A 23975-nucleotide genomic window follows, 5' to 3' on the forward strand; every position below is an offset into this window, starting at 1 on the left:
TCTTATTGTGCGTTGGCCAGCGTGGCTTGCTGTGCGGCATTGGCTTCAGCCTTGGCGGCATTGCCGCGCACCAGGCGCAGCACAAAACCGGCAGGACCCGTCTGATACCAGTGGCGCACGCCACGGCGTGGCTGGCCCATCGCTTGCGTCAAACGGTCCAGGGTGATGGCCAGCAACACGATGCCCAGGCCGCCAACGGTGGCCAGACCCATGTCCAGGCGGCCGATGCCGCGCAGTACCATTTGCCCCAGGCCACCGACGGCGATCATAGAGGCGATCACGACCATCGACAGCGACAGCATCAGCGACTGATTGATACCAGCCATGATGGATGGCATGGCCAGCGGAAACTGTACGCGGGTCAGCAACTGCCACGGCGAGGCACCATACGCGCGGGCCGCTTCGATCAAGTCCGGACGCACCTGGCGGATACCCAGGTTGGTCAGGCGCACCAGCGGCGGCAGGGCAAAGATGATGGTCACGATCACGCCCGGCGCATTACCGATACCGAACAGCATCACTACCGGCACCAGATACACGAAGGCAGGCGTGGTCTGCATGGCGTCCAGCAGGGGGCGCAGAATATTCTGCGCGCGATCGCTGCTGGCGAGGAAAATACCCAACGGCAAGCCGATGGCCAGACAGAACGCCAGCGAAGTGAGCACCAGCGACAGGGTGGTCATGGCTTCCGGCCAGATGCCCAGCATCGACACCACCAGCAGCGCCAGCACGGTGCCGACGGCCAGGGTACGGCTGGTAAATTGCCACGCCAGCAAACCGATGATGGCGATCACCGTCAGCGACGGGGCCGCCAGCAGCACGCCTTCCACGCCGTTCAGGGTGCTGTCGATCGGCGCGCGCACTGCCTGGAAGAAAGGACGGAAATGCGCCACGACCCAGCCCAGGCCCTGGTTGATCCAGCTTTCCAGCGGCAGCGAGCCGTCGAAAATCTGTGTCAGGTGAAAGCCGCTCGCATGTTCCGGCTGCACGGCAGGCGCGGCGGCGTCCAGCCAGGCGGTGCTGGCCTCGGTGGGCGGCGTCAGCGCCCAGGGATTGATCTGGGCGGCCTGTTCAACAACAGGTTCTACTGTGGAAACGGTGCTTGGGTTCATGCTTGTCCTTTCTGTAATTGTGGCTCGGCAATGGCTGGCGTATCGCGGTCGAGGAACTTCAGCAAGGTCGTCTTGCTGATGGCGCCACGGAAGCTGCCATCATTGGCCACCACAGGGACGGCGTAAGGCAGTTGCGCCACCTGGCCGAACAGGCCGGCGACTGGCTCATCTGCATTGATGGTCTGCACGTCGGGCAGATAGGCATGCGCCAGGCCCAGCGGGCCGACATGGCCGTCGAGCGCATTGCGCAGCGAATCGACCGAGACGACGCCGAGGAACTTGCGTTGCGGATTGACGATATACGCAAAGGCGCGATCCTGCTCTTCCAGCATCGACAGCGCGGCGCGCGAGCCGCGGCTCGGCGATTCCGACACCACGATCTGGCTCTTGCGGGCAATGTCGCTGGCCTTGAAGACGGCGGCAGCATCGACGCCGCGCACGAAGTTGCGCACGTAATCGTTGGCTGGTTTGCGCAGGATTTCTTCCGGCGTGCCCACTTGCACCACGTGACCGTCTTTCATGATGGCAACGCGGTCGCCGATGCGCATGGCTTCGTCGAGATCATGCGAAATGAAGACGATGGTGCGGCGCTTGATTTGCTGCAAGCGCAGCAGTTCTGATTGCATTTCCGTACGGATAATCGGATCGAGCGCGGAAAACGCTTCATCCATCAGCAAAATCGATGGATCGCAAGCCAGTGCACGGGCCAGGCCCACGCGCTGCTGCATGCCGCCCGACAATTCGTCGGGATAGCTGGCGCCGTAGCCATCCAGGCCCACTTGCTCCAAAGCTTGCTGGGCCAGCGCATGGCGCTCAACCTTTGGCATGCCAGCCAGCTCCATGCCGAAGGCAGTGTTATCGAGCACGGTAATTTGCGGCAGCAGCGCGAATGACTGGAACACCATGCTGATGTCCTTGCGGCGCAAGGCGCGCAGCTGGGCGTCCGGCAAGGTATTGATATCGTTGCCGTCGATCAGGATGCGGCCGGCGGTTGGCTCGATCAGGCGGTTCAGCATGCGCACCAGGGTCGACTTGCCCGAACCGGACAGGCCCATGATGACGAAGATTTCGCCCGCTTCAATGGTAAAGGTGGCGTCGAAGACGCCGATGGTGCAGTCGGTCTTGGCCAGGATGTCCTGCTTGCTGGCGCCCTGACGGACGAGTTCAAGTGCTTCTTCTGGCTTGTCGCCGAACACTTTGAATACATGGTCGATAATGATTTGTTTTGCCACGATGTGGTTCTCCCTCGATTTGACGAATGGAATGAAACCCAGCAAGCTGCTAGCTTGCGGCGGGAATCAGCAAACCCCGTTCCGTCGGCTACGCCACGGCGCAAAAGCGCACGGGAGCGACAGGAAACAGGGGGGTGACACGCGTGTGACCAGCGGATGGCCAAAGCCGATGCCGGGGTGTCGTGTGCGTGCTAAAAGAGGCTGTGGTTCAGGACTTTTAACAACGCTAGCGCCATGCAAATACATGGCACCAAATGTATTTAACCGAAAAAATCGATTACTTACGTTTAACTGGATGCGGGTGTAAAACCCAAGGAATTATTCACCACTCAGCGAGTGGGGAGTACTGCGAAGCAGAAGGTGAAACGCGGTGTAGCTGTTGTAAATATGACTCAATTGTAACGCAAAAAGCCAGCAAAGTCCAATGGCTTTCCAAATGGAAATGTGCTAGCAATGTTCGCTAACGTACAGTCGGACGTAAAAAAGGCGAAAAGCGACGTGCATGCATCGTCTTTTCGCCCATCACTGCGGCACGCTCCCTAGCACCAAACAGGGCGCCAGACAAGCGGGTGCAACGCCATCAAACTGCTTCGGTAAACACCTTGCGCATCTTCTCGGCAATCTTGCCTTCGATAGTGGAGGCAAAGGCGCTGAGCATGAAGCCCAGCTTGATTTGCAGTTGCGCCTGCTCTTTTTCCAGGGTCAGCGAACCATCGACGCCGCTGCGTTCGAAGTGCAGCACATCGCCATCCCAGGTGCACGCCAGGTCATACTCCTGGGCCAGCTTGTCGGCTACTTGCTGCGCCGCTTCGCGCGCCTTTGCTGCTGTCAGCTTATGTTGCTGAACTATATTTATATCCGCCATCAAACGATCCTTTTATTAAAAACGGGGGCAATACGGCCAGCATCATACCAGCCGCCATGCGACGGGCACGACCATGCCCGGCACCGGCCTGGCAAAAAAACGGCCGCCGCCCCACATGTCGTTTGCGCGGCATCAAACCGGACACGCCGAAGCGGGACGACTATTCCAGTTCCAGTTGCGCGTGTTTTGGAGAGCTACCATGGACCAGAAAGTCATCGTACCGGTCGAAGCCGTATTGAGCAAATGCGTATCCTTGCCCGTCGGCTATGTCCCTACCCCATCGGCGCCCTACCGCCAGCACCGCAAGAGTGCGCAACTGACCCTGCAGCCGGGCCCACCCCGCCTGAGCGACGCAACGGCCCGCAATCTGGCCGCTGTGCCCGTCGGTTCGCGCGTGCTGATCTGGAAACAAGACCCGTCCGTCAGCGACCTGGGCACGCGCAAGGCCTTCTTGCCAGGCCTGATCCTGCAAGGCCCGCGCGACGCGCGCATCACGTTTGGCGAACCGGGCATCGCGCAGGTCAGCCCAAATACCTTCGGCGACTTCATCGTCTCGCCCAACACAGACCAGTTCGATGCCGTGCATACCTTTGCCATCGTGCGCATGACGCTCACCATGTACCAGCGCGCGCTGGCCAGCAACGACACAGCGCCGCCTCTGCCCTGGCAATGGAATAGCGCCAGCAATACGGCGCCCCTGCGCGTGTTTCCGCACGGCTTGCCCAATGTCATGAATGCGTATTACAGCCGCAGCGACAAGGCCCTCAAGTTCGGCGACTTCATCCCCAGCGGCGCCACCGAGCGCGTCTACACCTGCCGCTCGCTCGACATCGTCTCGCATGAAGCGGGACACGCCATCCTCGATGGCCTCAAGCCGAATTGGCTGCTCAACAATAATCCACCGCAGACGGGCGGCTTGCACGAATCGTTCGGCGACCTGACAGCCATCTTCCTCGCCCTGTCGCAGCTGGACCAGGTAGAAGCGGTGATTGCCCAGACCAAGTCCGACCTGCACGACAAGACCTTCCTGGCCGACCTGGCCGAGCAGTTCGGCCTGGCCCTGGGCCGGCCAAACGGCTTGCGCAATGCCGACAACGACATCAAATTATCGGAAGCAGGCACGGAAGTGCACGCCATCTCGCAAGTGTTTACGGGCGCCATCTACGACATCCTGGCCGACATCTTTGCCCACGAACGCCAGCCCCAGCTGGAAGACGATGCGGCCGTGCTGCACCGCTGCGGCGACTACCTGCGCAGCCTGGTCCTGCGCGCGCTGGTGGCCTCTCCTGACCATGCGGCCACGTATGCCGACGTGGCCGGCCACATGCTGACGATCACCGAGGCCGACGGCAACGGCGCCTACCTGGACTTCATCCGCAACAGCTTTACCGTGCGCGAAGTGCTCAAGGCCAATGCCATGACAGCGGATGGCCAGATGACCTTTGCCCCCGACGTCGTCGACGGGGACGGTGCCGTGCAAGACAGGCGCGCCTGCTGCGGTACCATGAACCATGCAGAATACAGCGAGTCGGACCAATTGCTCGAAGCGGAGCGCGAAGCGCTGGCCGCCTGGTGCCGCAGTTACGGCGCCCGCTAGACAGTACAACTGCGCAGTGCAGCTGCGCACCAGCGCGCCCGCTTCAAACCTGCCGGACTGGCCCCACCACCCTCGACAACAAGGAGCAGCATGAAAATTTCAGCCCGCAGCAGCGGCGGCTTTGCCGGCCTGAGTGAACAATATGACATCGATACGCAAGCCCATCCGGCTGGCCCCGGGCTGGAAGCGGCATTGGCCAGTAGCGGCTTTTTCACGCACCAGCAAGCCACAGGCGAACAAGTGGGCGCAGATATCCCCCACTGGCAGATCACCGTCGATGCGCCGACCGCGCGCCGCACCATCACGTTTGCCGAGGATGGCAGCGCTGAAAATGCACGTTGGCAGCAATTGCTGACGCAAATACGCGCCAGCGCCTGATTGTTCCGGCACTTATTTGCGCAGATCTTGACTTGAGTAAAACAAAAACACCACACGACAAGACAGCACGCCGCCCGCCCTGCACCCTGCAGCATCGGGCGACTGTCGCTTTCTTGCCGCGTTCGTCATGGCAACGTCCCGGATAGTCGCTGAATTACACTCTCTGCGCGGCAACGGCAACGCGAAAAAATGAATTTGCTTATATGTATTGTATATAAGCGGGATTTGTGAGAAATAGCGAATTGCCTTAAAATACAATGCTTTGCTTTAGTATGCGCCGCCGAGGTTCCTGCAGGCGCTACAGCACCTCCCCCAAAATTGATAGGACTGTTATGACCCACGTTGTCACCGAATCCTGCATCGCCTGTCGCTATACCGACTGCGTCGATGTCTGCCCGGTAGATTGTTTCCGGGAAGGCCCGAACTTCCTGGCGATCGATCCGGACGAATGTATTGACTGCGCCGTCTGCGTGGCAGAGTGCCCGGTGAACGCGATTTTCGCGGAAGAAGACGTACCGGGCGATCAGCAAGCCTTCATCAAGATCAACGTCGATCTGGCCCGCAACTGGCCTTCGATCACCAAAACGAAGGCTGCCTTGCCGGAAGCCGAGCAATACAAGGACGTCAAGGACAAGCTCGACATGCTGGTGCGCTAAGCGCACGGCAGTTGCGGCGGCCATTCCGGGAGGAATATTCCTCCCCGCAGGGGCGTGGCGGCAAATAAATGTACCAAAAGCAGCGGAAACGCTGCTTTTTTTGCTTTTAAAACATCATTGCAGGTCTATCCACGCAAGTGTGGCGCGGTGTCACAACGATGCGCAAACTATGGGCCTATGCGCGGTAAAGCACATTTTGTCCTCAACAAATATCGTAGAATTGGATTATGATATTTGAGCCGATATTGGCGCTTGGAATTAAACAAGGACTCTATATGCTTTACCAACTGCACGAACTGCAACGCTCCTTCCTCACTCCGGTGATGCAATGGGCAGACATGTCCTCCAAGTTATTTACCAACCCGGTTTCCCCACTGGCCCACACTCCGTTTTCGCAACGCATCGCAGCCGGCTACGAGCTGATGTACCGCCTTGGCAAAGACTACGAAAAACCGCAATTCGACATCAAGTCCGTGCTTGTCCAGGGCGAGAGCGTCGACATCCGCGAACACGTTGTCGTGACAAAACCGTTTTGCCGCCTGATACACTTCAAAAAAGAAGCCACTGGCTTGCAACAGCCCAAAGTTTTGCTGGTTGCCCCCCTGTCCGGTCACCACTCGACCCTGCTGCGCGATACCGTGCGCGGCTTGCTGGCCGAGCATGATGTCTACGTCACCGACTGGACGGACGCGCGCATGGTACCGCTGACGGAAGGCCCGTTCCACCTCGACGACTACATCTATTATGTGCAAGAGTTCATCCGCCTGCTGGCGCCTGACTTGCACGTGATTTCCGTCTGTCAACCGACCGTGCCCGTGCTGGCTGCCATCTCGCTGATGGCGACGGCAAAAGATCCGCTCATGCCGAAGACCATGACGATGATGGGCGGCCCCATCGACCCGCGCCGCTCGCCTACGCAAGTAAACAACCTTGCGACGGAAAAGAAATTCTCGTGGTTTGAAAACACCGTGATCTACGCGGTGCCGCCGAACTACCCTGGCTTTGGCCGCAAAGTGTATCCAGGCTTCCTGCAGCACGCCGGTTTCATCGCCATGAACCCGGGCCGCCACGCACAAAGCCACCGCGAGTTCTACATGCACCTGGTGACGGGCGATGACGAGCCGGCGGAAGGCCACCGCCAGTTCTACAACGAGTACAACGCCGTGCTGGACATGCCGGCCGAGTACTACCTGGAAACCATCAAAACGGTTTTCCAAGAATTCAGCCTGCCGATGGGCACCTGGAAAGTGGGCGGCCAGCTGGTGCGTCCGCAAGACATCACGAATGTGGCGCTGTTTACCGTAGAAGGCGAACTGGACGACATTTCTGGCGCCGGCCAGACGCAGGCGGCGCACGACTTGTGTTCCGGCATCCCTGCCGAGATGCAGCAAGACTTCGTGGCGCCGAAATGCGGCCACTACGGCATTTTCTCGGGCCGCCGCTGGCGCGAGATCATTTGCCCGAAAATCGGCGAATTCATCCAGAAACACGGCTAATACACGCCATATCCATCAAAACGCCATGCCAGCTCACACTGGCGTGGCGTTTTCTTTTATGCCCAACTCATGCCCGTTCGATTTTCACCGCCGGGCGCGTATTGACAAAAATCTGCTCGACTCTCGGCTCGCCCGGCCCCGGCTTCTTCATCACATAGCCATTCACGGGCTCCGAACGGTTCACCCACAGCGCGTAATACAGATGGTCGGCGCGCGGATCTTCCGTATTCGGGTGGATCGATATCGTCAGGCCAAGGCTGTTGAGCTGCAGCCACGGCACGATCACGGGCAACAAGTCATTGGTAAAGCCAAAATAAGAGGCTATGTCACCGTCAGATGTGGGAACACTCCCAGCGTTGCTTTCAATAACGTTACTGGTGAACGGATGCGCCGGGCGTCGAGTATCCAGCGCCATCCCAGGTAGTTCGGCAGGAAGCGCGTCGCCACGCCGTGAAAGGGGCGCAGCCATTGCCGCAAGCGGCTGTGATAGGCATACATGTTCTGCACGTGAGCGGCGCCCTGCACACATAGGCCGCATAGCTGTGGCGCGCCGTGTCGGAGGCATCGACGGGCAGGTAGGCGGCCAGCGCCGACGAGCCGCTGCCCTGCCAAGAAGCGGGTTCGCCGGGGCTGCGCTGCTGCGTTTCATGCGAATACTCGAGGCCGACGCTGAGGTCAGCCGGCTCGCTCAATCCCAGCTGCGCCGGGCGCCCCCAGCACGAGCACGGCCAGTCAGGGCGTCGCTGGGGCGGTGGCCAGGCTCTGGTCCAGGCGCTTCCAGTAATCGCGCTCCAGCCTGGCCGTGTCGATGTCGCGCGCCGCCTCGTTGAAGCGCTTTTGCCGCGCCGCACCTTCAGCATCGCGCTGGAAGCACACGTGCACGGGGCGCTCCTTGAAGACGGTATCGATGATGGCGATGCGCTCGCGCTCGGCCTTGCTGAAGTTGCGTCCCATCAGCAGGTGCTGCAGGACATGGCGCTCGATGACGATCACGCGGTAACGCTTGATGAACAGTTTCTTCAGATTCGTGGCGTCGTTCAAGCCCTCCTCCGTCTTCAGTTCGCCACGCGCCACCATGCCATCGAACTGTTCGCCATTCGAATAGCCGGCCACGGTACCGATGCGCAGCTTGCCCAGCTCCGCCAGGGTGGCGCCGGGCACGCCATCTTCCTTCAGGTAGGCCAGCACGCCTTGCGTATTGCCAACCGGAACAGAAAAGTGACAGAGTTTTTCTCGTTCGGGCGTGCGCCAGACGGCCAGCAAACCCGCATAGCGGGGACTGTCCAGGCCAAACTGCATGGCACGCTTCCACGGAAAATACTCATATTTGACGACATAGCCCATGCGTTCGAAGATGGCGCTGACCATCGCCCCGGACATGCCATCGGCAGGCAGACTGCGGGTAATGAACGGTGGCCAGTCTTCCGCAGCGAAGCGAACGATACGCGAGCTGGCAGCGCCCGGTGCCGCCATGGGGGTGCCTGCCTGCCCGTGCGCAAGGGCAAGTGTAGAGTGCATGAACAAACAGAAGGGCAAACCAACTGTCCGAAGGAAACGCATGTTTTGCTCCTATGGCCTGGCGCGCCTTGCAGTGCAGGCTCGGCAACAGGACTGGCGGTCGGCTTTTTTAATCACAGGCTTGATAAAAATCATGCTCCCACAAAAAAAAGAAATTGCAAAGTTGTTTATTTGCACTTTGACATTCCCAGGAGAAATAAAATACGATTGCGGCGCGCCTGCAACAGATGGGCACGGCGCACGCTATCCCCCTCTCACGAGCCAGGTTTTTACTTGTGCATGGCCCAGATGGCCGATAATGACGTTTTAGCGTATTGAAGATGACCGTGCCGCATCCCGCCTCTCCCTCACTTGCCGACCAGATCGAAGACTTGCTGCCGCAAACGCAATGCACCAAATGCGGCTACAACGGCTGCCGCCCATATGCGGAAGCGATTGCCGCAGGCAGCGCCGACATCAACCAATGCCCACCGGGCGGCGCGCAAGGCATCGTGCGCCTGGCCGGCTTGCTGGGCAAAAAAGTGATTCCACTCAATCCCGTCAACGGCCTCGAGCGTCCGCGATCTGTCGCTTACATCGATGAGTCGCTGTGTATCGGCTGTACCCTGTGCATCCAGGCCTGTCCCGTTGACGCCATCGTCGGCGCCGCCAAGCAGATGCATACGGTGATCACCAGCCTGTGCACGGGCTGCGACCTGTGCGTGGCGCCCTGCCCCGTCGACTGTATCGTGATGTATCCCGTCAGCGGCGACGCCACCGGCTGGGATGCCTGGAGCCAGATGGACGCCGACGACGCGCGCGCGCGCCACGATTTCCGCACGCAGCGGCTGCGCCGCGAAAGCGAGGCCAACGACGCGCGCCTGGCCGCCAAGGCCGTCGCCAAGATGCAGGAAGTGACGCAGGAAGTGCCCGTCACGCCCGATGAGCAGGCGGAAAAAGAGCGCAAGCGCGCCATCATCGCCGCCGCCATGGAGCGCGCGCGCGCCAAGGCCGCGGCCGCTAGCACGGACACCGCCCAGCCAGCCCCCACCACCCCGAAAAAAGACGCATGAACGCCGCCAAACGCCTGGAAATCTTTTCGCGCTTCCGCGCCGCCAATCCTTCGCCGAAAACGGAACTCGAATACACGACGCCGTTCGAGCTGCTGATCGCCGTGCTGCTCTCGGCGCAGGCGACGGACGTGTCCGTCAACAAGGCCACCCGCCTGTTGTATCCGGTCGCCAATACGCCGGCCACGATATTAGCGCTGGGCGTCGACGAGCTGGCCAGCTACATCCGCACCATCGGCCTGTTCCGCACCAAGGCGAAGAACGTCATCGCCACCTGCCAGATCCTGCTCGAGCAGCACGGCGGCGAAGTGCCGCGCGACCGTGCCTCGCTGGAAGCCTTGCCCGGCGTGGGCCGCAAGACGGCGAATGTGGTCATGAACACGGCGTTTGGCGAACCGACCATGGCGGTCGACACGCATATCTTCCGCGTCTCGAACCGCACCGGCATCGCGCCAGGCAAGAATGTCGATATCGTCGAGCAAAAACTGCTGAAATTCGTGCCCAAGGAATTCCTGCACGATGCCCACCACTGGCTCATCTTGCACGGTCGCTACACGTGCACGGCGCGCAAACCGCAATGCTGGAACTGCATGATTGCCGACTTGTGCGATTACAAGAGCAAGTCGCCGATGCCGGCCGTGGTCTGACAACATACCCCTTACGAACGGCGACACCATGTTGCAAACGACGCTAGATATCCTGGCTTGCCCCGCCTGCCGACAACCCTTGCACAGCGACACGCCAGCCGGGGCGTCGGCATCGTTGCTGGAAGCGATATTGCGCTGTCCGGCTTGCGCCATCGACATTCCCGTCATACAGGGCTTCGCGCTCTTCACGGAAGCGCGGCAAGGCTGCGATGCCCAGATGCTGTCGGCGCTGCGTGCCCAGCTGACGCCCAGCGCCGAGTATCTGTCCTTCATGCACCGCCGCCATGTGCGCCGCATTCCCGACCGCTACGCCGCCTTCCAGCCTTTCAATGAATCGACCCGCGCCTTTTATGCCTTGCTGGACCTGGCCAGGGAGCAATTGCAAGCAGGCGACCTCATCCTCGATACCTGGGGCCGCACGGGCTGGAGTGGCGAAATGCTGGCGGCGGCGTTTCCCCAGCAACATGTCATTTCTGTATGGGAAGGCAATTTCGATGTGCTCGGCTACATGGGGTACGCCCACTGGCTGCCCGCAGGACAACGCGCGTCCAACCATGACATCATTTTCTTGCCACCAGGCAGTCCCATGCCTTTTCGCGACGGCACGTTCGCGCTGATCCATGGCCTCGATTCGCTGCACCGCTATGCACCATTGACTTTTGCCGGCGACATGCTGCGCATCGCCCGCAACGACGCGCCGATCATCTTCCCGCACGTACACATGGCCAATAGCCAGCCCGCGCCCTACTTCGAGCGCGGTGGCAACATCCTTCACGGCCGACACTATCAGCAGCGCTTTGATGCTGCGCAAGCCCGCGGCGCACGCAAGACGCTGGTAATGTCGGAAGTGACCCTGTTCGACGCCAAAGGACAGCTGCATGCCGAGCCGGACACTGCGCACTACAACGGCCTGGTGGCGCTGGTGCCACCCGCATGGGAAGGAGCACCCCTGCGCCAGGCCGATCTCGACCTGGCCTTGCCCGCATCGCGCGCTGTCGTCAATGCTTTGCTGCGACTCGACAGCCTGAATGGCTGCGCCGTGCCCGATACCGATGCGCTGGGCGGCCTGATGCAAGACTTGCTGCTGCGCCACCCGTGCTATGCGGAACGCCTGGCGCGCCTGGGGCCGCAGAAACTGAGCGCCGGGCAATTGCAGCTCCTGTTCCAGCTGGGCCAGCTACGTACCTTGGACGAGGCGGCACAGCGGCTGAATTTGCCGGTGGAATATGTGTGCCAGCAGGCAAAGAGCATGGTCGATAGCGAACTGCTGCAGATGGCCCCCATCAGTGGCGCCATGGCCCGTTTGCAGTCCTACTATGCCAGCCAGATCGTACGCCCTCTGCCGCAGGAAGAAACCTTCGAATATCTGTGGCAACGACTGCCGGCGCTGTACCGGCAACGCCCGCTACTGCTGTGTGGCATGGACGGCAGCGCGTTTGGCTGGGCGGAAGTCGAGCTACTCGTGCCGGCATTGCAACGTGGCTTGCTGGCGCTGGGCGTACGGGCTGGCGACCGCATCGTCATGCTGTGCGCACACCATCCTGAAGCAGTACTGCTGAGCTGGGCCAGCTGGCGCATCGGTGCGATCGTGGTTCCTTTGCGCAAGGAATTGGCGGACACGCCCACCTTGTTGCAACCTTTGCTGGAACGCATCGCTCCTGCCTTGCTGGTGCTGGACCGCCCACGTCACAGCGCCGCCGCCCTGGCGACATGCCCGGCGCTGTTGCTCGACGATATAGTCCAGGATGCCACCACGGTCTTGCCGCCAGGCTGCGCGCTGCCTGAACTGTCAGCCTTGCTGGAAGGCTGGATGGAGCTGCCGTCCATACCGGAGCTGTCCGGCCATGGCATCCACCCCGATGATCCTGCCGTGATTTTGTTTACCTCCGGCAGCACCGGCACGCCCAAGGGTGTCGTGCACAGCCAGCGTTCGCTACTGCAAAGCGGCCAGCTGGCGGCCACGCAATTTGGCTGGCACGACGGCGACATATTGCTGTCGCTGGGCGACTGTCACACCATGAGCGGCTTGCGCAACCCCATGGTCGCCGCCCTGTTTGCCGGTGCCAGCGTGTATCTGGCCGATGAAAACGAACGAGGCAATGTCGGCAAAACCTTGCAGGTGGTCCAACGCCATGGCATTACCGTGCTGGCGACAGGCCCCGCATGGCTGGCCATGCTGCAGCGGCTGCCAGCGCACCTGACCCTGCACCCGGCCAGCTTGCGGCAAATCATTTCCACGGGCGCGCCTTTGCAATCGTCACTGCACACGGCATTGAGCGAGCGCATGCGGCTCGCCATCGTCGATTACTATGGGCTGACGGAGACGGGCGGCCTGTGCATGCTGTTCCAGCACGCACCCGGTGCCGCGCAAGCGTGCGGTCGTCCGGCAGGCGCCGTGCTGCAAATCTGCGATAGCGACGGCCTGCCGCTCGGCCCGGGCCAGGCAGGGGAGTTGCGCGTGCACAGCAACCAGTTGATGAGCGCGTACTGGGGCGATCCGGCGCAAACCGCCGCCATTGCCCGCGACGGCTGGCTCTACACGGGCGATATCGCCAGCCATGATGGCCTGGGCAACATCACGCTGCTGGGGCGGCACGATGACCAGCTCAAGAATGAATATGGCGACATCGTCCATCCCGCCCCGCTCGAACACGCCATGTGCAGCCATCCGCTGGTACGGCAAGCGGCCGTCACCGCCGGGCCGCAGGGCTTGATCGGCATGCTGGTGGTCGACGATGGCTTCGACTTGCCCGCTTTTGTCGCCTTTTGCCGCCAACACCCGCAAATCGACGCTTTTCCCCGCGAACTGCGCCTGCAGGCAGCCTTGCCCTACACCGCGGCAGGAAAGCTCGACCGTCGCGCACTGGCCCATTCGATCTCACAGTAACAGGCAGGCACACCATGTTTCAGACCCGTCCCACGCCTACGCATACGCCATTCCTGATCGCTGCCAGGACGCTTGGTCACGCCGACCTGGAAGAACAACTGCTGAAAGTGGCGGCCAGGCTGATCGCCAGCGAACTGCAACATAAACGCGTGCTACTGATGGTGCGCGACGATCTGGCATTTGCCCCCTTGCTGCTCGGCTGCATGCGGGCCGGCGCCATTCCCCTGCTGCTCGATCCGGGCACCTCCATGCGGCAAGTCAAGGATCTGCTGCAACACACGCCCATCGATGCCGTCATTGCCGATGCAGATGTGATCGCGCTATGGCGCACCCAGGATCTGCCCTTGCCAACGCAGCAAATCTGCGTCGGTGCGATCCAGGCCAAGGGCGCTCTGTTGAGCAAATTGCTGGGAAGGCGGCCACCCGCGGACCTGGACAATTGGCCCGGCCTGCTGGCAGCCCCAGCGCCGGCGCCCTTGCCGCCGGCACGGCAGGAAGGGCCCGCCTACGTCGTATTCACGTCGGGCAGCACGGCCAGGCCGAAAGGCGTGGAAATGCACTGGCCCGCCCTGCTCGCCCACCTGCAGACCATAGGCGAACATTACGCACTGACACCCGCTTCCCGCCTGCTGAATTTGATGCCGCTATCGCACGCCGATGGCCTGGTGCAAGGCGTGCTGCTGGCTTACCAGCGAGGCTGCACCCTGGTGCGTCCCGCGCCCTTCAGCATCGTCGCCATCGAGGCCATTTTGATTGCCATTTACCGTGAACAGGTGACCCACCTGATCGCCGCGCCGACAGCGCTGGCCCTGCTGCAGCAATATGGCGCCCACCTGGCGGAAAACTTCGACAATGGCCATTTCCGCTTCGCCATTTCCTGCAGTGCTCCCCTGAGTCCAGCCACCTGGACCAGCTTCAGCCAGTGTTTCAAGGTAAAACTCATCAATACCTATGGCTTGAGCGAAACGGGGACCTGCGGCTTGTATGCGGGACCGGATGCCGCCAGCCACAAGATCGGCAGCGTGGGCGTGCCGCGCGACATGCTGGCCAAAATCATGCGCGACGATGGCGGTGAGGCCGGCTGCGATGAAGCAGGAGAACTGTGCCTGCAAGGAGCCAACCTGATGCATGGCTATCTTGATAATCCGCAAGCAACCGCTGCCGTGCTGCGCGACGGCTGGCTGCATACGGGCGATCTGGCACGGCGCGACAGCGATGGCGTGTACTGGATCACGGGGCGCCTCAAGGATGTGATCATTTGCGGCGGCTACAACCTGTCGCCGGAAGCCATCAACAGCGTGCTGCTGCAGCACCCGGCCGTGCTGGAAGCGGCCACCGTCGCCATGCCCGACCCGACCTGGGGCGAGATTCCCGTCGCCTGCGTCGTATTACGCCCCGGCATGGAGGCGGATCAGCAGCAACTGCTGCAGCATTGCGCCCAGTATCTGGGGGTACACGAACTGCCGAAACGCATCAGCTTGACAGGCCAGTTGCCGCGCACGCCGTCCGGCAAGGTTATTACGGCACAGTTACAGCATGCACTATCGGTGAGCCCGATGGTGGACAGCGCACACGGCAATCAGCAGGAAGACATTTTTGCACTGGCCGCGAGCCTGTTCAACTTGCCAGCAGGCGTACTGAAGGGTGATTCAGGTCCCGCCAATACGCCAGGCTGGGACTCGCTGGCGCACATCAACTTCGTCATCGGCCTGGAAACCCTGTTCAAGATACGCCTGAGTCCATCGGATGTGGTGCACATGGAAACGATGGATGCCACTATGCAACTGATTAAACGGCTGACACGCTGAGATGGCCTCAACACCTCCTTTGCGCATCTGGCTGTACAGCGCATTGCTGGCAGTGAGCGTGGTCGCGCTACTGGCGTTGCAGCGCCATGCTCCGTGGCTTGAGCCCAAGCCTGAGCCAGTCATCACCAAGCATACGCAGCGCTTTCTGGCATCTGCGTATGGCGGCGAAATGCCAATACGCGTGCTGGGCCTCGGCTCATCCTTGCTGTGGGCTGCCACCCCTCCCTCAACAATGAATGAAATCGCCCTGCTTCCTGGCATTAGCTGGATGCGCATGACCAAGCCAGGTAAAGGATTGGGCGCACTGCAAGCGAGCCTGATGCCAATCGAAAACAAGCCACCGAACGTCCTCGTTATTGAGGAAAACCTGTTATTCGCCGATAGTACGGTGGAGGACCAACTGCGCGATGATCTGTCCCTGTTAATGAGAAATGTGGCCTACAAAGTCACCGAACAGGCACACTTTGCGCCCCAACGAGCTTATGTGGAACTGGCTGATCAAAAAGAACCTTTGCCCTATGAGGAATTTCCACAAGAGATAAAGAAACAGCTGGTCCTCAAGAATGCCAACAACCTGCAAACCATATTCTCCCATGGTACGATCAACCTGGCGTTGACTGACCTGCTGCAGCGCTTGTCACAGCGCGGCATACACATCATCGTTCTCGAACTGCGTCGCTCCGAATTGGTGGAACAAGTCATTGCCCCACAAAAAAAGCGCTGGCAAGAACAGTTGCGGCTGGCCCTGCCGCCCGGCCCCCAAGTCAGCTACCTCGCATCACCTCAGTTATCCCCACAAGAACTGTACTTTGACGGTAGCCACATGAATGCCGCTGGCGCCCGCCTGTTTGCACCCTGGTGGCAAGCGCAATTACAGCAACTACGGGATGAACGTTAACATGGTGTGGATGACAACCTTCGGCATGCTGGGCATGCTGGTGCTGATCCCGCTCTACTGGCGCCTGCCTCCTGCATGGCGGCCCTGGCTGCTGACGCTGGGCGGCGCCATCTTGCTTGCACATGATGACTGGCGCAGCGTGGCAGCCTGGAGCGCCTTGCTGGCCTGGCTGGCCTTCATCTGCGGTCCGCAATGGCGCCGCCCGGCCATGCTGCAAACACTGGGCCTGGCCGGCGTGCTGCTCGCCTTTATCGCTTACCAGTATGCCAAAGCCAGCCACGACCTGGCTGCCTGGCTGGGCTACGCTTTTGTGTCGCTGAAAGCCTGGCACTTGATCGCCGAGCATGGCAGTGGCATCGCGCGCGATGGCCGCGCCGGCACTACCCTAGGCTATCTGCTCTTCCCGCCCACCCTGGCCGTTGGTCCGGTCCAGCGCTACGATGCCTTCCGCATGGAACTATTACGCGCGCGGTGGGACAGGCAACTCGCTTCGCAAGCCTTGCAGCGCATGCTGTACGGTTATTGCAAAGTGGTTTTACTCGCAGGGTATCTTCTCAATTTCAAATTCAACACTCTGAATCTGTCCACCGGAAACGCCTGGCTCGATGCCTACCTGCCGCTGGTGGGGTATGGCTTGAACCTGTACTGGCAATTCTCGGGCTATTGCGATATCGCCATCGGCTTTGCCGCGTTGCTGGGCGTACGCGTGCCGGAAAACTTCCATTTCCCCTTTGCCGCCCGTAACCTGCCCGATTTCTGGCGCCGCTGGCACATCACGGTGTCGGAGTGGTGCCGCGATTTCGTTTTCCGGCCCATCCTCTCGCGCACGCGGCACTATCTGTTTGCCAGCTTGGGCAGCATGATCGTGCTGGGCTTGTGGCATGAACTGTCGCCGCGCTACCTGGCCTGGGGCCTGTTCCACGGCGCCGGCCTGGTCATCGTCCACCTGTGGGACAAGCACATGCCATGGGCGGAACAGTTGCGCCACTACGCCCTGTGGCGTGCCTTCAGCTGGTTTTTGACCTTGCAATTTGTCATACTCAGCTTCGCGCTGACGTCGACAACTGACTTGCAGGCGGCCTGGTCTTGCCTGACGATGCTGTTCGCACCACTGTTACCCGGGAGTTAAGGTGTACCAATTTCTCTTGCGCTACCTGCCGGCACCGCTCGTGCACGGGCTCTTCACGCTATGGTATGGGGGATTGCTGCTGCTGCTGTGGCTGAAATGGCCGCTGGCCCTGGGTGTGGGCTTCCGTTACGGACAACTGTAGGCCGTGGCCGGTGCAGACACCGACCACATTGCCGCCTACAGCAACACCATATTATCGCGATGAATCAGCTCATGGCCTTCCATGTAGCCGAGAATCGCCTCGATCTCGGTGGAGGGCTTGCGCATGATGCGGCGCGCTTCGCCGCTCGTGTAGTTGGACAGGCCGCGCGCCACGGGCACACCGGCGGCATCGATGCAGGTGATCACGGCACCGCGGCCGAATTCGCCGTTCACGCCCGTCACGCCGATGGGCAACAAGGACTTGCCCTCCTGGCGCAGCTTTTGCACGGCGCCCGCGTCCAGCACGACGGCGCCGGCCGTGTGCAGATGATCGGCCATCCACTGCTTGCGCGCCGTCAATTGCCCCGTTTGTGCCCGCAACTGCGTGCCGATCGCTTCGCCCTGGGCCAGGCGGCTGAGCACGTCGCTGTCGCGGCCCCAGGCGATGATCGTATGGGCGCCGGACTTGGCGGCGCGCTTGGCGGCGAGGATCTTCGTCAGCATGCCGCCACGCCCCAGGCTGGAGCCGGCGCCGCCGGCCATCGCTTCCAGGGCCGGATCACCCGCCACGCCTTGCGTGATCAGGTAGGCGTTCGGGTCCTTGCGCGGGTCGGCCGAGAACAGGCCGTGCTGGTCCGTCAGGATGACCAGCGCATCGGCCTCGATCAGGTTGGCCACCAGGGCGCCCAGGGTATCGTTGTCGCCGAACTTGATTTCATCGGTGACGACGGTGTCGTTTTCATTGATGATCGGCACCACGCCCAGGCGCAGCAGGGTCGTCAGGGTGGAGCGGGCGTTCAGGTAGCGTTCACGGTCTGCCAGGTCGGCGTGCGTGAGCAGCACTTGCGCCGTGCCCAGCTGGTGGGCGCGGAAGCTGCTTTCATAGATTTGCGCCAGGCCCATCTGGCCGACGGCGGCGCAGGCCTGCAATTCGTGGATATCGGTGGGGCGCTGCTCGAAACCGAGGCGCAGCATGCCTTCGGCGATGGCGCCGGAGCTCACCAGCACGACTTCCTTGCCCAGCGCGCGCAAGCCGGAAATCTGCGCAGCCCAGCGCGCGATGGCGGCATGGTCGAGTCCGCGACCGTCGTTGGTGACCAGCGAGGAGCCGACTTTAATGATAATGCGGGTAGCTTTTTGAATCACGGAATCCATGGGGCGGCGCTCTTCACTTAATAGACGTCAGCGCGCAGGACGCAGCAGCAGCAAGGCCAGCCCCGCCGTCAGCTCGCTTGCGCACATGAACAACACAAAACCCTGGGGCAAGCCGAAACTGATGGCCGCGTACAAACGGCCGGCGGGCTGCGCCAGGACCAACATTGCAGTGATATCGCCGAGGATGGGCGGTTCGCCCTGCCGTGCTGCGAACAGTGCCAGGAGCGCGGTAGCGCCCCAGACACCGACATGGGAGGCGTAGAACTGGCTGTAGCCATTGACGCCATTGAGGAAGATGCCCATGCCGGCCGCCAACTCATCGGCGAACAGCAGGCAGGCGACCACGCTCAGCCCGTAAGCATACGCGATCAGATGCAATACACGGCGCTGCCACGCTTGCTTGCGCGAAGACGCGACAGCGACCGCCTGTACCGACATCAGGATACAGCCTTAGAGCCTATCCCAGTAGGGAGCGTCATCTGCTGGTAGTTCATCAGAAGCGCGGACAAGGCGTGAGGAGGACGCGTGGCGAGCCACGCGACGACGAGCAACGCAGTCCCCGCTTCTGAGGGGCGCCAGCAGGGGATGTATTCATCTACTGGGTAGGCTCTTAATCGAGGATCTTGAAACGCGGATCGTCCGGGTCGATCGACGAGATACCGCGTGCTTCTTCGGTCATCTGCGTTTCTTCGGCACGGCTTTCGCTGTGTTTCTTCGCTTCCAGATGTTGATAAATCGCATTCACCAGTTCCGGGCAACCCTGATGGTTCAGCGCGGAGATCTCGAAGACGGGACCTTTCCAGGCGAAACGCTTGAGGAAGTCCTTCACCAGCTTCTTGCGGTCTTCTTCCGGCACCATATCGAGTTTGTTCAACACCAACCAGCGCGGCTTATCGACCAGCGATTCGTCGTATTTCTTCAGTTCCTTGACCAGCGCCTTGGCTTCCTTGACAGGATCGACGTTGGTTTCAAACGGCGCCAGGTCGACGATGTGCAACAGCAGACCCGTGCGCTGCAAGTGACGCAGGAATTGATGGCCCAGGCCCGCGCCTTCGGAAGCGCCTTCGATCAAGCCGGGAATATCGGCGATCACAAAGCTCTTCTCGTGCGACACGCGCACCACGCCCAGGTTCGGGTGCAGGGTGGTAAATGGGTAATCGGCAATTTTCGGACGCGCGTTCGAGACGGCCGAAATGAACGTCGACTTGCCGGCGTTCGGCATGCCCAGCAGGCCCACATCGGCCAGTACTTTGAGTTCCAGGCGCAGTTCGCGGCGTTCACCTTCCTTGCCCTCGCCTTTTTGGCGCGGTGCGCGGTTGGTCGAGGACTTGAAGTGGATATTGCCCCAGCCGCCTTCGCCGCCCTTGGCCAGCATTTCGGTCTGGCCGTGTTCGGTCAGATCGGCCAGGATTTCGCCGCTCGCGTTGTCGATGATCAAGGTGCCGACGGGCATGCGCAGATGGATGTCATCGGCGCCCTTGCCATAGCAATCTGCGCCACGGCCAGGCTCGCCATTGCGAGCCTTGTGCATTTTGGAGAAGCGGAAATCGACGAGCGTGTTGATATTGCGGTCGGCGACTGCCCAAATGGTGCCGCCCTTGCCGCCATCGCCGCCATCGGGACCGCCGAAAGGCCGGAATTTTTCACGGCAGAAAGAGGCGCAGCCGTTGCCGCCATCGCCCGCGATGACTTCGATTTTTGCTTCGTCGATAAACTTCATAATTTTGCCGCCATAAAACTAAAAAGGCTCTACCTTGGGCAGAGCCTTTCGATTGAAGGCTTGCGCCTTACATCATGCGATCACGGCGGAGCGAACTGGCGCCCCGCGATGAATTACGCTGGTACTGCTGCGTTAGGTACAACGGTCACGAATTGCTTCGAGCCAGCACCTTTGACAACGAACTTCACTTTGCCCGCGATCAACGCGAACAAGGTGTGGTCTTTGCCCATGCCTACGCCTTCGCCGGCGCGCACTGGCGTGCCGCGTTGACGAATGATGATGCCGCCAGCATTGATAGCTTGGCCGCCGTAGACTTTAACGCCCAGACGTTTTGATTCTGAATCACGGCCGTTTCGCGTTGTGCCGCCGCCTTTTTTATGTGCCATTTAAGACTCCTTGATAGCTGATTAATTCAAACAGCGGCGATTAGCCGTTGATCGAAACGATTTGGATTTCGGTAAAATTCTGGCGATGGCCTTGATGCTTTTGGTAATGCTTACGACGACGCATCTTGAAAATTTTGACCTTATCATGGCGACCATGCGCCACAACCGTAACCAGTACCGTTGCACCTTCGACCAATGGCGCACCAAATTTAATGGTGTCGCCCGCGCCTACTGCGAGAACTTGATCGATGGTGATTTCGGAACCAATGTCTGCCGGTATCTGTTCTACTTTAAGTTTTTCGCCAGCGACAACTTTGTATTGTTTGCCACCGGTTTTTATGACCGCGTACATGATTTGAAACCTCATCAAATGTTGAAAGAATTTGTCCCACTGTCACGCAAAGCAAGCCGTACACAACAGGGGGAACCAGCGATTATACACGGACTGAGAAATTGCGTCAAAAACTATTCACAAAGCTTGATGATCGTGGTATGTCGACAACCTGACCGTCATGTCAGGCTTGCGCCAGGCGGACAGAAAAGCGCGTGCCAGTGCCAACAAGGTCAAACAATTGCTCTACAGTCATAGGCAAACATCACGCTCGCGCAAGCCTTGTCGTATAATCGCCGCACCCACAATCTAATGCAGGTTCGCCTTGTCTGACGCTAACAAACACGTTAACCAAAACACCATCGTGCAAACGATTGCCGCCGATATGGACGCAGTCAATACGGTGATCCGCCAAAAACTGCACTCCGACGTGATTCTGATCAACCAGATCGCTGAATACATCATCAGTGCAGGCGGTAAACGCATCCGTCCCGTGCTGATTTTGCTGGTGGCCAATGCCCATGCTTATCGCGGCACGGCGCACCATGAACTGGCTGCCGTGGTCGAATTCATCCATACCGCCACCCTGCTGCACGACGACGTCGTCGATGAATCGTCGATGCGCCGCGGACGCCAGACGGCCAACGCCCTGTTTGGCAATGCGGCCTCGGTGCTGGTGGGCGACTTCCTGCATTCGCGCTCGTTCCAGTTGATGGTGTCGCTCAATAATATGCGCGTCATGCAAATCCTCTCCGACGCCACCAACGTGATCGCCGAAGGCGAAGTGCTGCAGTTGCTGAACATGCACGATCCGGACGTGACGCAAGAGAGCTACCTGAACGTCATCCGCTCGAAGACAGCCAAGCTGTTCGAAGCGTCGGCGCAACTGGGCGCCCTGATCGCCGGCGCCAGCGAAGACGATATCGAAGCGGCTGCCGAATACGGCCGCTCGCTGGGTACGGCATTCCAGCTGATCGACGACGTGCTCGACTATGCAGGCGACGCCACCGAAATCGGCAAGAACGTGGGCGACGACTTGCGCGAAGGCAAACCGACCATGCCGCTGATCTGGCTGATGGAAAACGGCACGCCGGAGCAGCGCGAACTGGTACGCAGCTGCATCGAGCAAGGCGACGAACAGCATTTCGACGCAATCCTGGCCGCCATCACCAGCAGCGGCGCCCTCGATTACACGCGCAAACAGGCCGAAATCGCCGGTCAACGCGCCGCCGATGCCATCTCCGGCTGGCCGGACAGTGTCTACAAGCAATCCATGCTGCAACTGTGCTCGTTTGCCGTCGACCGCAATCACTGATCGCGTTTCACTAAAGCGATAAAAAACGGCGCCACTGGCGCCGTTTTCTTTATGTGCCGCTGCTGCGTTCGTGCTCCATCGCCGCGCCCGCCAATGCCTGCACGATGGCCGGCTCCGCTTCCAGCCGCTCGCTGTAGCGGCTGCCCAGGTAATCACGGCGGTCGCGCACCAGCAAGGTGAATTTGTACAACTCCTCCATCACATCGACCAGGCGCTCGTAATACGGCGACGGCTTCATGCGGCCCGCATCGTCGAATTCCTGATACGCCTTGGCCACCGAGGACTGATTCGGAATCGTCACCATGCGCATCCAGCGTCCCAGCACGCGCAAGCCGTTGACGGCGTTGAACGATTGCGAACCGCCCGACACTTGCATCACGGCAAGGGTGCGTCCCTGCGTGGGCCGCACGCTGCCCGTTTCCAGCGGCAGCCAGTCAATCTGCGATTTGAAGACGCCCGTGACGGCGCCATGCCGCTCGGGACTGCACCAGACTTGCCCTTCCGACCAGAGCGACAGCGCACGCAGTTCCTGCACTTTCGGATGCTCGGGCGAAACACTGTCGACCATGGGCAAGCCATGCGGATCGAACACGCGCGTCTCGGCGCCAAAATGGCGCAGGATGCGTTCTGCTTCCAGCGTCAGCAGCTTGCTGTACGAGCGTTCGCGCAGCGAGCCATACAGCAGCAGGATGCGCGGTGCGTGGGTGGAAACTGTGACCGGCGCCAATTTATCCAGGCTGGGCAGATCCAGGTGCGCGGCGCTGATGTTGGGTAACTCATTGGCCAGCTCATTGGGAAACTCATCCATCTCAGACCACCGGCTTGCCGTCGGCGCCGACCACGGGCTGGCCATCTTCCTTGGCAAAAGCGCCTTGCTGCGGCAGCGGCAGGATGTCCAGCACTTTTTCCGAGGGCCGGCACAGACGCACGCCCAGTTCCGTGACGACGATGGGGCGGTTGATCAAGATAGGATGAGCTTGCATGGCATCGAGCAGGGCCGCATCGCTCAGCTCAGGATTGGCCAGGCCCAGCTCGTCGTACAGGGCGCCCTTGTCGCGCATCACCGCGCGCACGGACAGGCCCGCACGCTTGATGAGGTCGACCAGTTCCTCGCGCGAAGGCGGGTGCTTGACGTAATCGATGATGACAGGCTCGACGCCTGTGTTGCGGATCAGGGCCAGGGTGTTGCGCGAGGTGCCGCACGCCGTGTTGTGATAGATCGTGATCGTCATGTCGTGGTTTCCTTCAGTAAATGTGGTTCGCTGATGCAGCAAGGCGCGCCAGCGCAGCAGTTCTCGCTCAAAAAGGCCAGCAAGCCGTTCATGCCCGCATAGTTGGCGGCATAGATGATGGAGCGGCCCGCCTTGCTCGCCGTCACCAGATCGGCGTGCGCCAGTTCCTTCAGGTGAAACGACAGCGACGATGGCGCAATGGCCAGCGCCTCGGCAATTTTCGTCGCGGCCATGCCCTCCGGCCCCGTCTGCACCAGCAGGCGGAACACGGCCAGCCGCGATTCTTGCGCCAGCGCCGCCAGCGCCGTGATGGCAGCCGTGCTCGTCAGCGGCCCTGCTTGCAGCGTCATTGCGTTTTCATTTTCCATACTTCAATAATAATCGAATTATGGAATCAATGCCAGCGATCGCGGTGCGTACGTA

Annotated in this window: 25 protein-coding genes and 1 pseudogene; 12 read left to right on the forward strand and 14 right to left on the reverse strand. The window is 60.6% G+C overall.

What is annotated here, in order from left to right:
- Positions 1-2: 2 nt before the first annotated feature.
- The 3 genes from proW to ACQ4WL_RS19485 form a co-directional block, all read right to left on the reverse strand.
- A complete protein-coding gene (gene proW / locus ACQ4WL_RS19475; protein ID WP_436511221.1) occupies positions 3-1112 on the reverse strand; it encodes a glycine betaine/L-proline ABC transporter permease ProW in 1110 nt (369 codons plus the stop codon).
- Positions 1109-2344, reverse strand: a complete 1236-nt coding sequence (gene proV / locus ACQ4WL_RS19480; RefSeq protein ID WP_436511222.1) for a glycine betaine/L-proline ABC transporter ATP-binding protein ProV — start codon at positions 2342-2344, stop codon at positions 1109-1111. The genes proW and proV overlap by 4 nt, the downstream gene beginning before the upstream one ends.
- A gap of 580 nt (positions 2345-2924) precedes the next feature.
- Positions 2925-3209 carry a polyhydroxyalkanoic acid system family protein gene (locus ACQ4WL_RS19485; protein ID WP_436511223.1) on the reverse strand — a complete coding sequence of 95 codons (285 nt, stop codon included), beginning with the start codon at positions 3207-3209 and terminating at the stop codon, positions 2925-2927.
- 199 nt (positions 3210-3408) lie between these two features.
- Between ACQ4WL_RS19485 and ACQ4WL_RS19490 the strand changes: the two genes are divergently transcribed.
- The 4 genes from ACQ4WL_RS19490 to ACQ4WL_RS19505 all read left to right on the forward strand — a co-directional run bounded on the left by ACQ4WL_RS19490 (position 3409) and on the right by ACQ4WL_RS19505 (position 7336).
- Positions 3409-4806: a gluzincin family metallopeptidase gene (locus ACQ4WL_RS19490; RefSeq protein WP_436511224.1), complete on the forward strand. Its 1398-nt coding sequence runs from the start codon at positions 3409-3411 to the stop codon at positions 4804-4806.
- Positions 4807-4896: 90 nt separating this feature from the next.
- On the forward strand, positions 4897-5184 hold the full coding sequence (locus ACQ4WL_RS19495) for a protealysin inhibitor emfourin (RefSeq protein WP_436511225.1): 288 nt from the start codon (positions 4897-4899) through the stop codon (positions 5182-5184).
- Positions 5185-5516: 332 nt separating this feature from the next.
- Positions 5517-5840: a ferredoxin FdxA gene (gene fdxA / locus ACQ4WL_RS19500; RefSeq protein WP_010395176.1), complete on the forward strand. Its 324-nt coding sequence runs from the start codon at positions 5517-5519 to the stop codon at positions 5838-5840.
- A 275-nt stretch (positions 5841-6115) separates the two neighbouring features.
- Complete coding sequence (locus ACQ4WL_RS19505) at positions 6116-7336, forward strand: polyhydroxyalkanoate depolymerase (protein WP_436511226.1); 1221 nt, start codon at positions 6116-6118, stop codon at positions 7334-7336.
- 67 nt (positions 7337-7403) lie between these two features.
- Here ACQ4WL_RS19505 and ACQ4WL_RS19510 read toward each other — a convergent pair whose 3' ends face one another.
- The 3 genes and pseudogenes from ACQ4WL_RS19510 to ACQ4WL_RS19520 form a co-directional block, all read right to left on the reverse strand.
- A complete protein-coding gene (locus ACQ4WL_RS19510) occupies positions 7404-7631 on the reverse strand; it encodes a DOPA 4,5-dioxygenase family protein (RefSeq protein ID WP_436511227.1) in 228 nt (75 codons plus the stop codon).
- Between the two features lie 26 nt (positions 7632-7657).
- A pseudogene (locus ACQ4WL_RS19515) lies at positions 7658-7870 on the reverse strand (IS1595 family transposase); the annotation flags it as partial.
- A gap of 198 nt (positions 7871-8068) precedes the next feature.
- Positions 8069-8809 (reverse strand): substrate-binding periplasmic protein, encoded by a 741-nt coding sequence (locus ACQ4WL_RS19520; protein WP_436511228.1) that lies wholly within the window; start codon positions 8807-8809, stop codon positions 8069-8071.
- Between the two features lie 365 nt (positions 8810-9174).
- On the opposite strand from ACQ4WL_RS19520, the gene rsxB reads away from it, so the two are divergent.
- From rsxB to ACQ4WL_RS19555, 7 genes are read left to right on the forward strand one after another with little or no spacing between them, the layout of a single operon-like run.
- A complete protein-coding gene (rsxB, locus tag ACQ4WL_RS19525) occupies positions 9175-9906 on the forward strand; it encodes an electron transport complex subunit RsxB (RefSeq protein WP_436511229.1) in 732 nt (243 codons plus the stop codon).
- Positions 9903-10550, forward strand: a complete 648-nt coding sequence (gene nth / locus ACQ4WL_RS19530; RefSeq protein ID WP_436511230.1) for an endonuclease III — start codon at positions 9903-9905, stop codon at positions 10548-10550. The genes rsxB and nth overlap by 4 nt, the downstream gene beginning before the upstream one ends.
- A 28-nt stretch (positions 10551-10578) precedes the next feature.
- Complete coding sequence (locus tag ACQ4WL_RS19535) at positions 10579-13437, forward strand: AMP-binding protein (protein ID WP_436511231.1); 2859 nt, start codon at positions 10579-10581, stop codon at positions 13435-13437.
- Positions 13438-13451: 14 nt separating this feature from the next.
- A complete protein-coding gene (locus ACQ4WL_RS19540) occupies positions 13452-15245 on the forward strand; it encodes an AMP-binding protein (protein ID WP_436511232.1) in 1794 nt (597 codons plus the stop codon).
- A 1-nt stretch (position 15246) separates the two neighbouring features.
- On the forward strand, positions 15247-16143 hold the full coding sequence (locus ACQ4WL_RS19545; RefSeq protein ID WP_436511233.1) for a hypothetical protein: 897 nt from the start codon (positions 15247-15249) through the stop codon (positions 16141-16143).
- A 1-nt stretch (position 16144) separates the two neighbouring features.
- Positions 16145-17272 (forward strand): MBOAT family O-acyltransferase, encoded by a 1128-nt coding sequence (locus ACQ4WL_RS19550; protein ID WP_436511234.1) that lies wholly within the window; start codon positions 16145-16147, stop codon positions 17270-17272.
- A 1-nt stretch (position 17273) separates the two neighbouring features.
- Entirely contained in the window at positions 17274-17414 is a 141-nt protein-coding gene (locus ACQ4WL_RS19555) for a hypothetical protein (protein ID WP_175533213.1), read from the forward strand.
- 35 nt (positions 17415-17449) lie between these two features.
- On the opposite strand, the gene proB is transcribed toward ACQ4WL_RS19555, so the two are convergent.
- The 5 genes from proB to rplU all read right to left on the reverse strand — a co-directional run bounded on the left by proB (position 17450) and on the right by rplU (position 21026).
- Positions 17450-18568, reverse strand: coding sequence for a glutamate 5-kinase (gene proB, locus ACQ4WL_RS19560; RefSeq protein ID WP_436511235.1), 1119 nt, complete (start codon positions 18566-18568; stop codon positions 17450-17452).
- Between the two features lie 27 nt (positions 18569-18595).
- Positions 18596-19006: a hypothetical protein gene (locus ACQ4WL_RS19565; RefSeq protein ID WP_436511236.1), complete on the reverse strand. Its 411-nt coding sequence runs from the start codon at positions 19004-19006 to the stop codon at positions 18596-18598.
- Between the two features lie 172 nt (positions 19007-19178).
- Positions 19179-20288, reverse strand: coding sequence for a GTPase ObgE (gene obgE / locus ACQ4WL_RS19570; RefSeq protein ID WP_096234008.1), 1110 nt, complete (start codon positions 20286-20288; stop codon positions 19179-19181).
- Between the two features lie 113 nt (positions 20289-20401).
- Positions 20402-20674, reverse strand: a complete 273-nt coding sequence (gene rpmA, locus ACQ4WL_RS19575; RefSeq protein WP_010395157.1) for a 50S ribosomal protein L27 — start codon at positions 20672-20674, stop codon at positions 20402-20404.
- Between the two features lie 40 nt (positions 20675-20714).
- Complete coding sequence (gene rplU / locus ACQ4WL_RS19580) at positions 20715-21026, reverse strand: 50S ribosomal protein L21 (RefSeq protein WP_038500602.1); 312 nt, start codon at positions 21024-21026, stop codon at positions 20715-20717.
- Positions 21027-21330: 304 nt separating this feature from the next.
- Here rplU and ispB point away from each other — a divergent pair, with 304 nt between their 5' ends.
- The gene (ispB, locus tag ACQ4WL_RS19585) at positions 21331-22320 is read left to right on the forward strand and encodes an octaprenyl diphosphate synthase (RefSeq protein ID WP_436511237.1); all 990 of its coding nucleotides are present in this window, start codon (positions 21331-21333) and stop codon (positions 22318-22320) included.
- A gap of 49 nt (positions 22321-22369) precedes the next feature.
- Here the strand turns inward: ispB and arsH are convergent, their stop codons facing one another.
- The 3 genes from arsH to ACQ4WL_RS19600 are packed head-to-tail and all read right to left on the reverse strand — an operon-like array spanning position 22370 to position 23902.
- Positions 22370-23107, reverse strand: a complete 738-nt coding sequence (arsH, locus tag ACQ4WL_RS19590) for an arsenical resistance protein ArsH (protein ID WP_436511295.1) — start codon at positions 23105-23107, stop codon at positions 22370-22372.
- A gap of 22 nt (positions 23108-23129) precedes the next feature.
- Entirely contained in the window at positions 23130-23552 is a 423-nt protein-coding gene (arsC, locus tag ACQ4WL_RS19595) for an arsenate reductase (glutaredoxin) (protein ID WP_436511238.1), read from the reverse strand.
- Positions 23549-23902 (reverse strand): ArsR/SmtB family transcription factor, encoded by a 354-nt coding sequence (locus tag ACQ4WL_RS19600; protein WP_436511239.1) that lies wholly within the window; start codon positions 23900-23902, stop codon positions 23549-23551. The genes arsC and ACQ4WL_RS19600 overlap by 4 nt, the downstream gene beginning before the upstream one ends.
- Between the last annotated feature and the right edge of the window lie 73 nt (positions 23903-23975).

The organism is Janthinobacterium kochi (genome assembly GCF_051380715.1).
GTDB lineage: Bacteria > Pseudomonadota > Gammaproteobacteria > Burkholderiales > Burkholderiaceae_D > Janthinobacterium.

Excerpts from the sequence above, each read along its gene's own strand:
- proW (WP_436511221.1), bottom strand. The coding sequence starts at position 1,112 with ATGAACCCAAGCACCGTTTCCACAGTAGAACCTGTTGTTGAACAGGCC.
- ACQ4WL_RS19485 (WP_436511223.1), bottom strand. The coding sequence starts at position 3,209 with ATGGCGGATATAAATATAGTTCAGCAACATAAGCTGACAGCAGCAAAG.
- ACQ4WL_RS19490 (WP_436511224.1), top strand. The coding sequence starts at position 3,409 with ATGGACCAGAAAGTCATCGTACCGGTCGAAGCCGTATTGAGCAAATGC.
- ACQ4WL_RS19495 (WP_436511225.1), top strand. The coding sequence starts at position 4,897 with ATGAAAATTTCAGCCCGCAGCAGCGGCGGCTTTGCCGGCCTGAGTGAA.
- fdxA (WP_010395176.1), top strand. The coding sequence starts at position 5,517 with ATGACCCACGTTGTCACCGAATCCTGCATCGCCTGTCGCTATACCGAC.
- ACQ4WL_RS19505 (WP_436511226.1), top strand. The coding sequence starts at position 6,116 with ATGCTTTACCAACTGCACGAACTGCAACGCTCCTTCCTCACTCCGGTG.
- ACQ4WL_RS19520 (WP_436511228.1), bottom strand. The coding sequence starts at position 8,809 with ATGGCGGCACCGGGCGCTGCCAGCTCGCGTATCGTTCGCTTCGCTGCG.
- rsxB (WP_436511229.1), top strand. The coding sequence starts at position 9,175 with ATGACCGTGCCGCATCCCGCCTCTCCCTCACTTGCCGACCAGATCGAA.
- nth (WP_436511230.1), top strand. The coding sequence starts at position 9,903 with ATGAACGCCGCCAAACGCCTGGAAATCTTTTCGCGCTTCCGCGCCGCC.
- ACQ4WL_RS19535 (WP_436511231.1), top strand. The coding sequence starts at position 10,579 with ATGTTGCAAACGACGCTAGATATCCTGGCTTGCCCCGCCTGCCGACAA.
- ACQ4WL_RS19540 (WP_436511232.1), top strand. The coding sequence starts at position 13,452 with ATGTTTCAGACCCGTCCCACGCCTACGCATACGCCATTCCTGATCGCT.
- ACQ4WL_RS19545 (WP_436511233.1), top strand. The coding sequence starts at position 15,247 with ATGGCCTCAACACCTCCTTTGCGCATCTGGCTGTACAGCGCATTGCTG.
- ACQ4WL_RS19550 (WP_436511234.1), top strand. The coding sequence starts at position 16,145 with ATGGTGTGGATGACAACCTTCGGCATGCTGGGCATGCTGGTGCTGATC.
- proB (WP_436511235.1), bottom strand. The coding sequence starts at position 18,568 with ATGGATTCCGTGATTCAAAAAGCTACCCGCATTATCATTAAAGTCGGC.
- ACQ4WL_RS19565 (WP_436511236.1), bottom strand. The coding sequence starts at position 19,006 with ATGTCGGTACAGGCGGTCGCTGTCGCGTCTTCGCGCAAGCAAGCGTGG.
- obgE (WP_096234008.1), bottom strand. The coding sequence starts at position 20,288 with ATGAAGTTTATCGACGAAGCAAAAATCGAAGTCATCGCGGGCGATGGC.
- rpmA (WP_010395157.1), bottom strand. The coding sequence starts at position 20,674 with ATGGCACATAAAAAAGGCGGCGGCACAACGCGAAACGGCCGTGATTCA.
- rplU (WP_038500602.1), bottom strand. The coding sequence starts at position 21,026 with ATGTACGCGGTCATAAAAACCGGTGGCAAACAATACAAAGTTGTCGCT.
- arsC (WP_436511238.1), bottom strand. The coding sequence starts at position 23,552 with ATGACGATCACGATCTATCACAACACGGCGTGCGGCACCTCGCGCAAC.
- ACQ4WL_RS19600 (WP_436511239.1), bottom strand. The coding sequence starts at position 23,902 with ATGACGCTGCAAGCAGGGCCGCTGACGAGCACGGCTGCCATCACGGCG.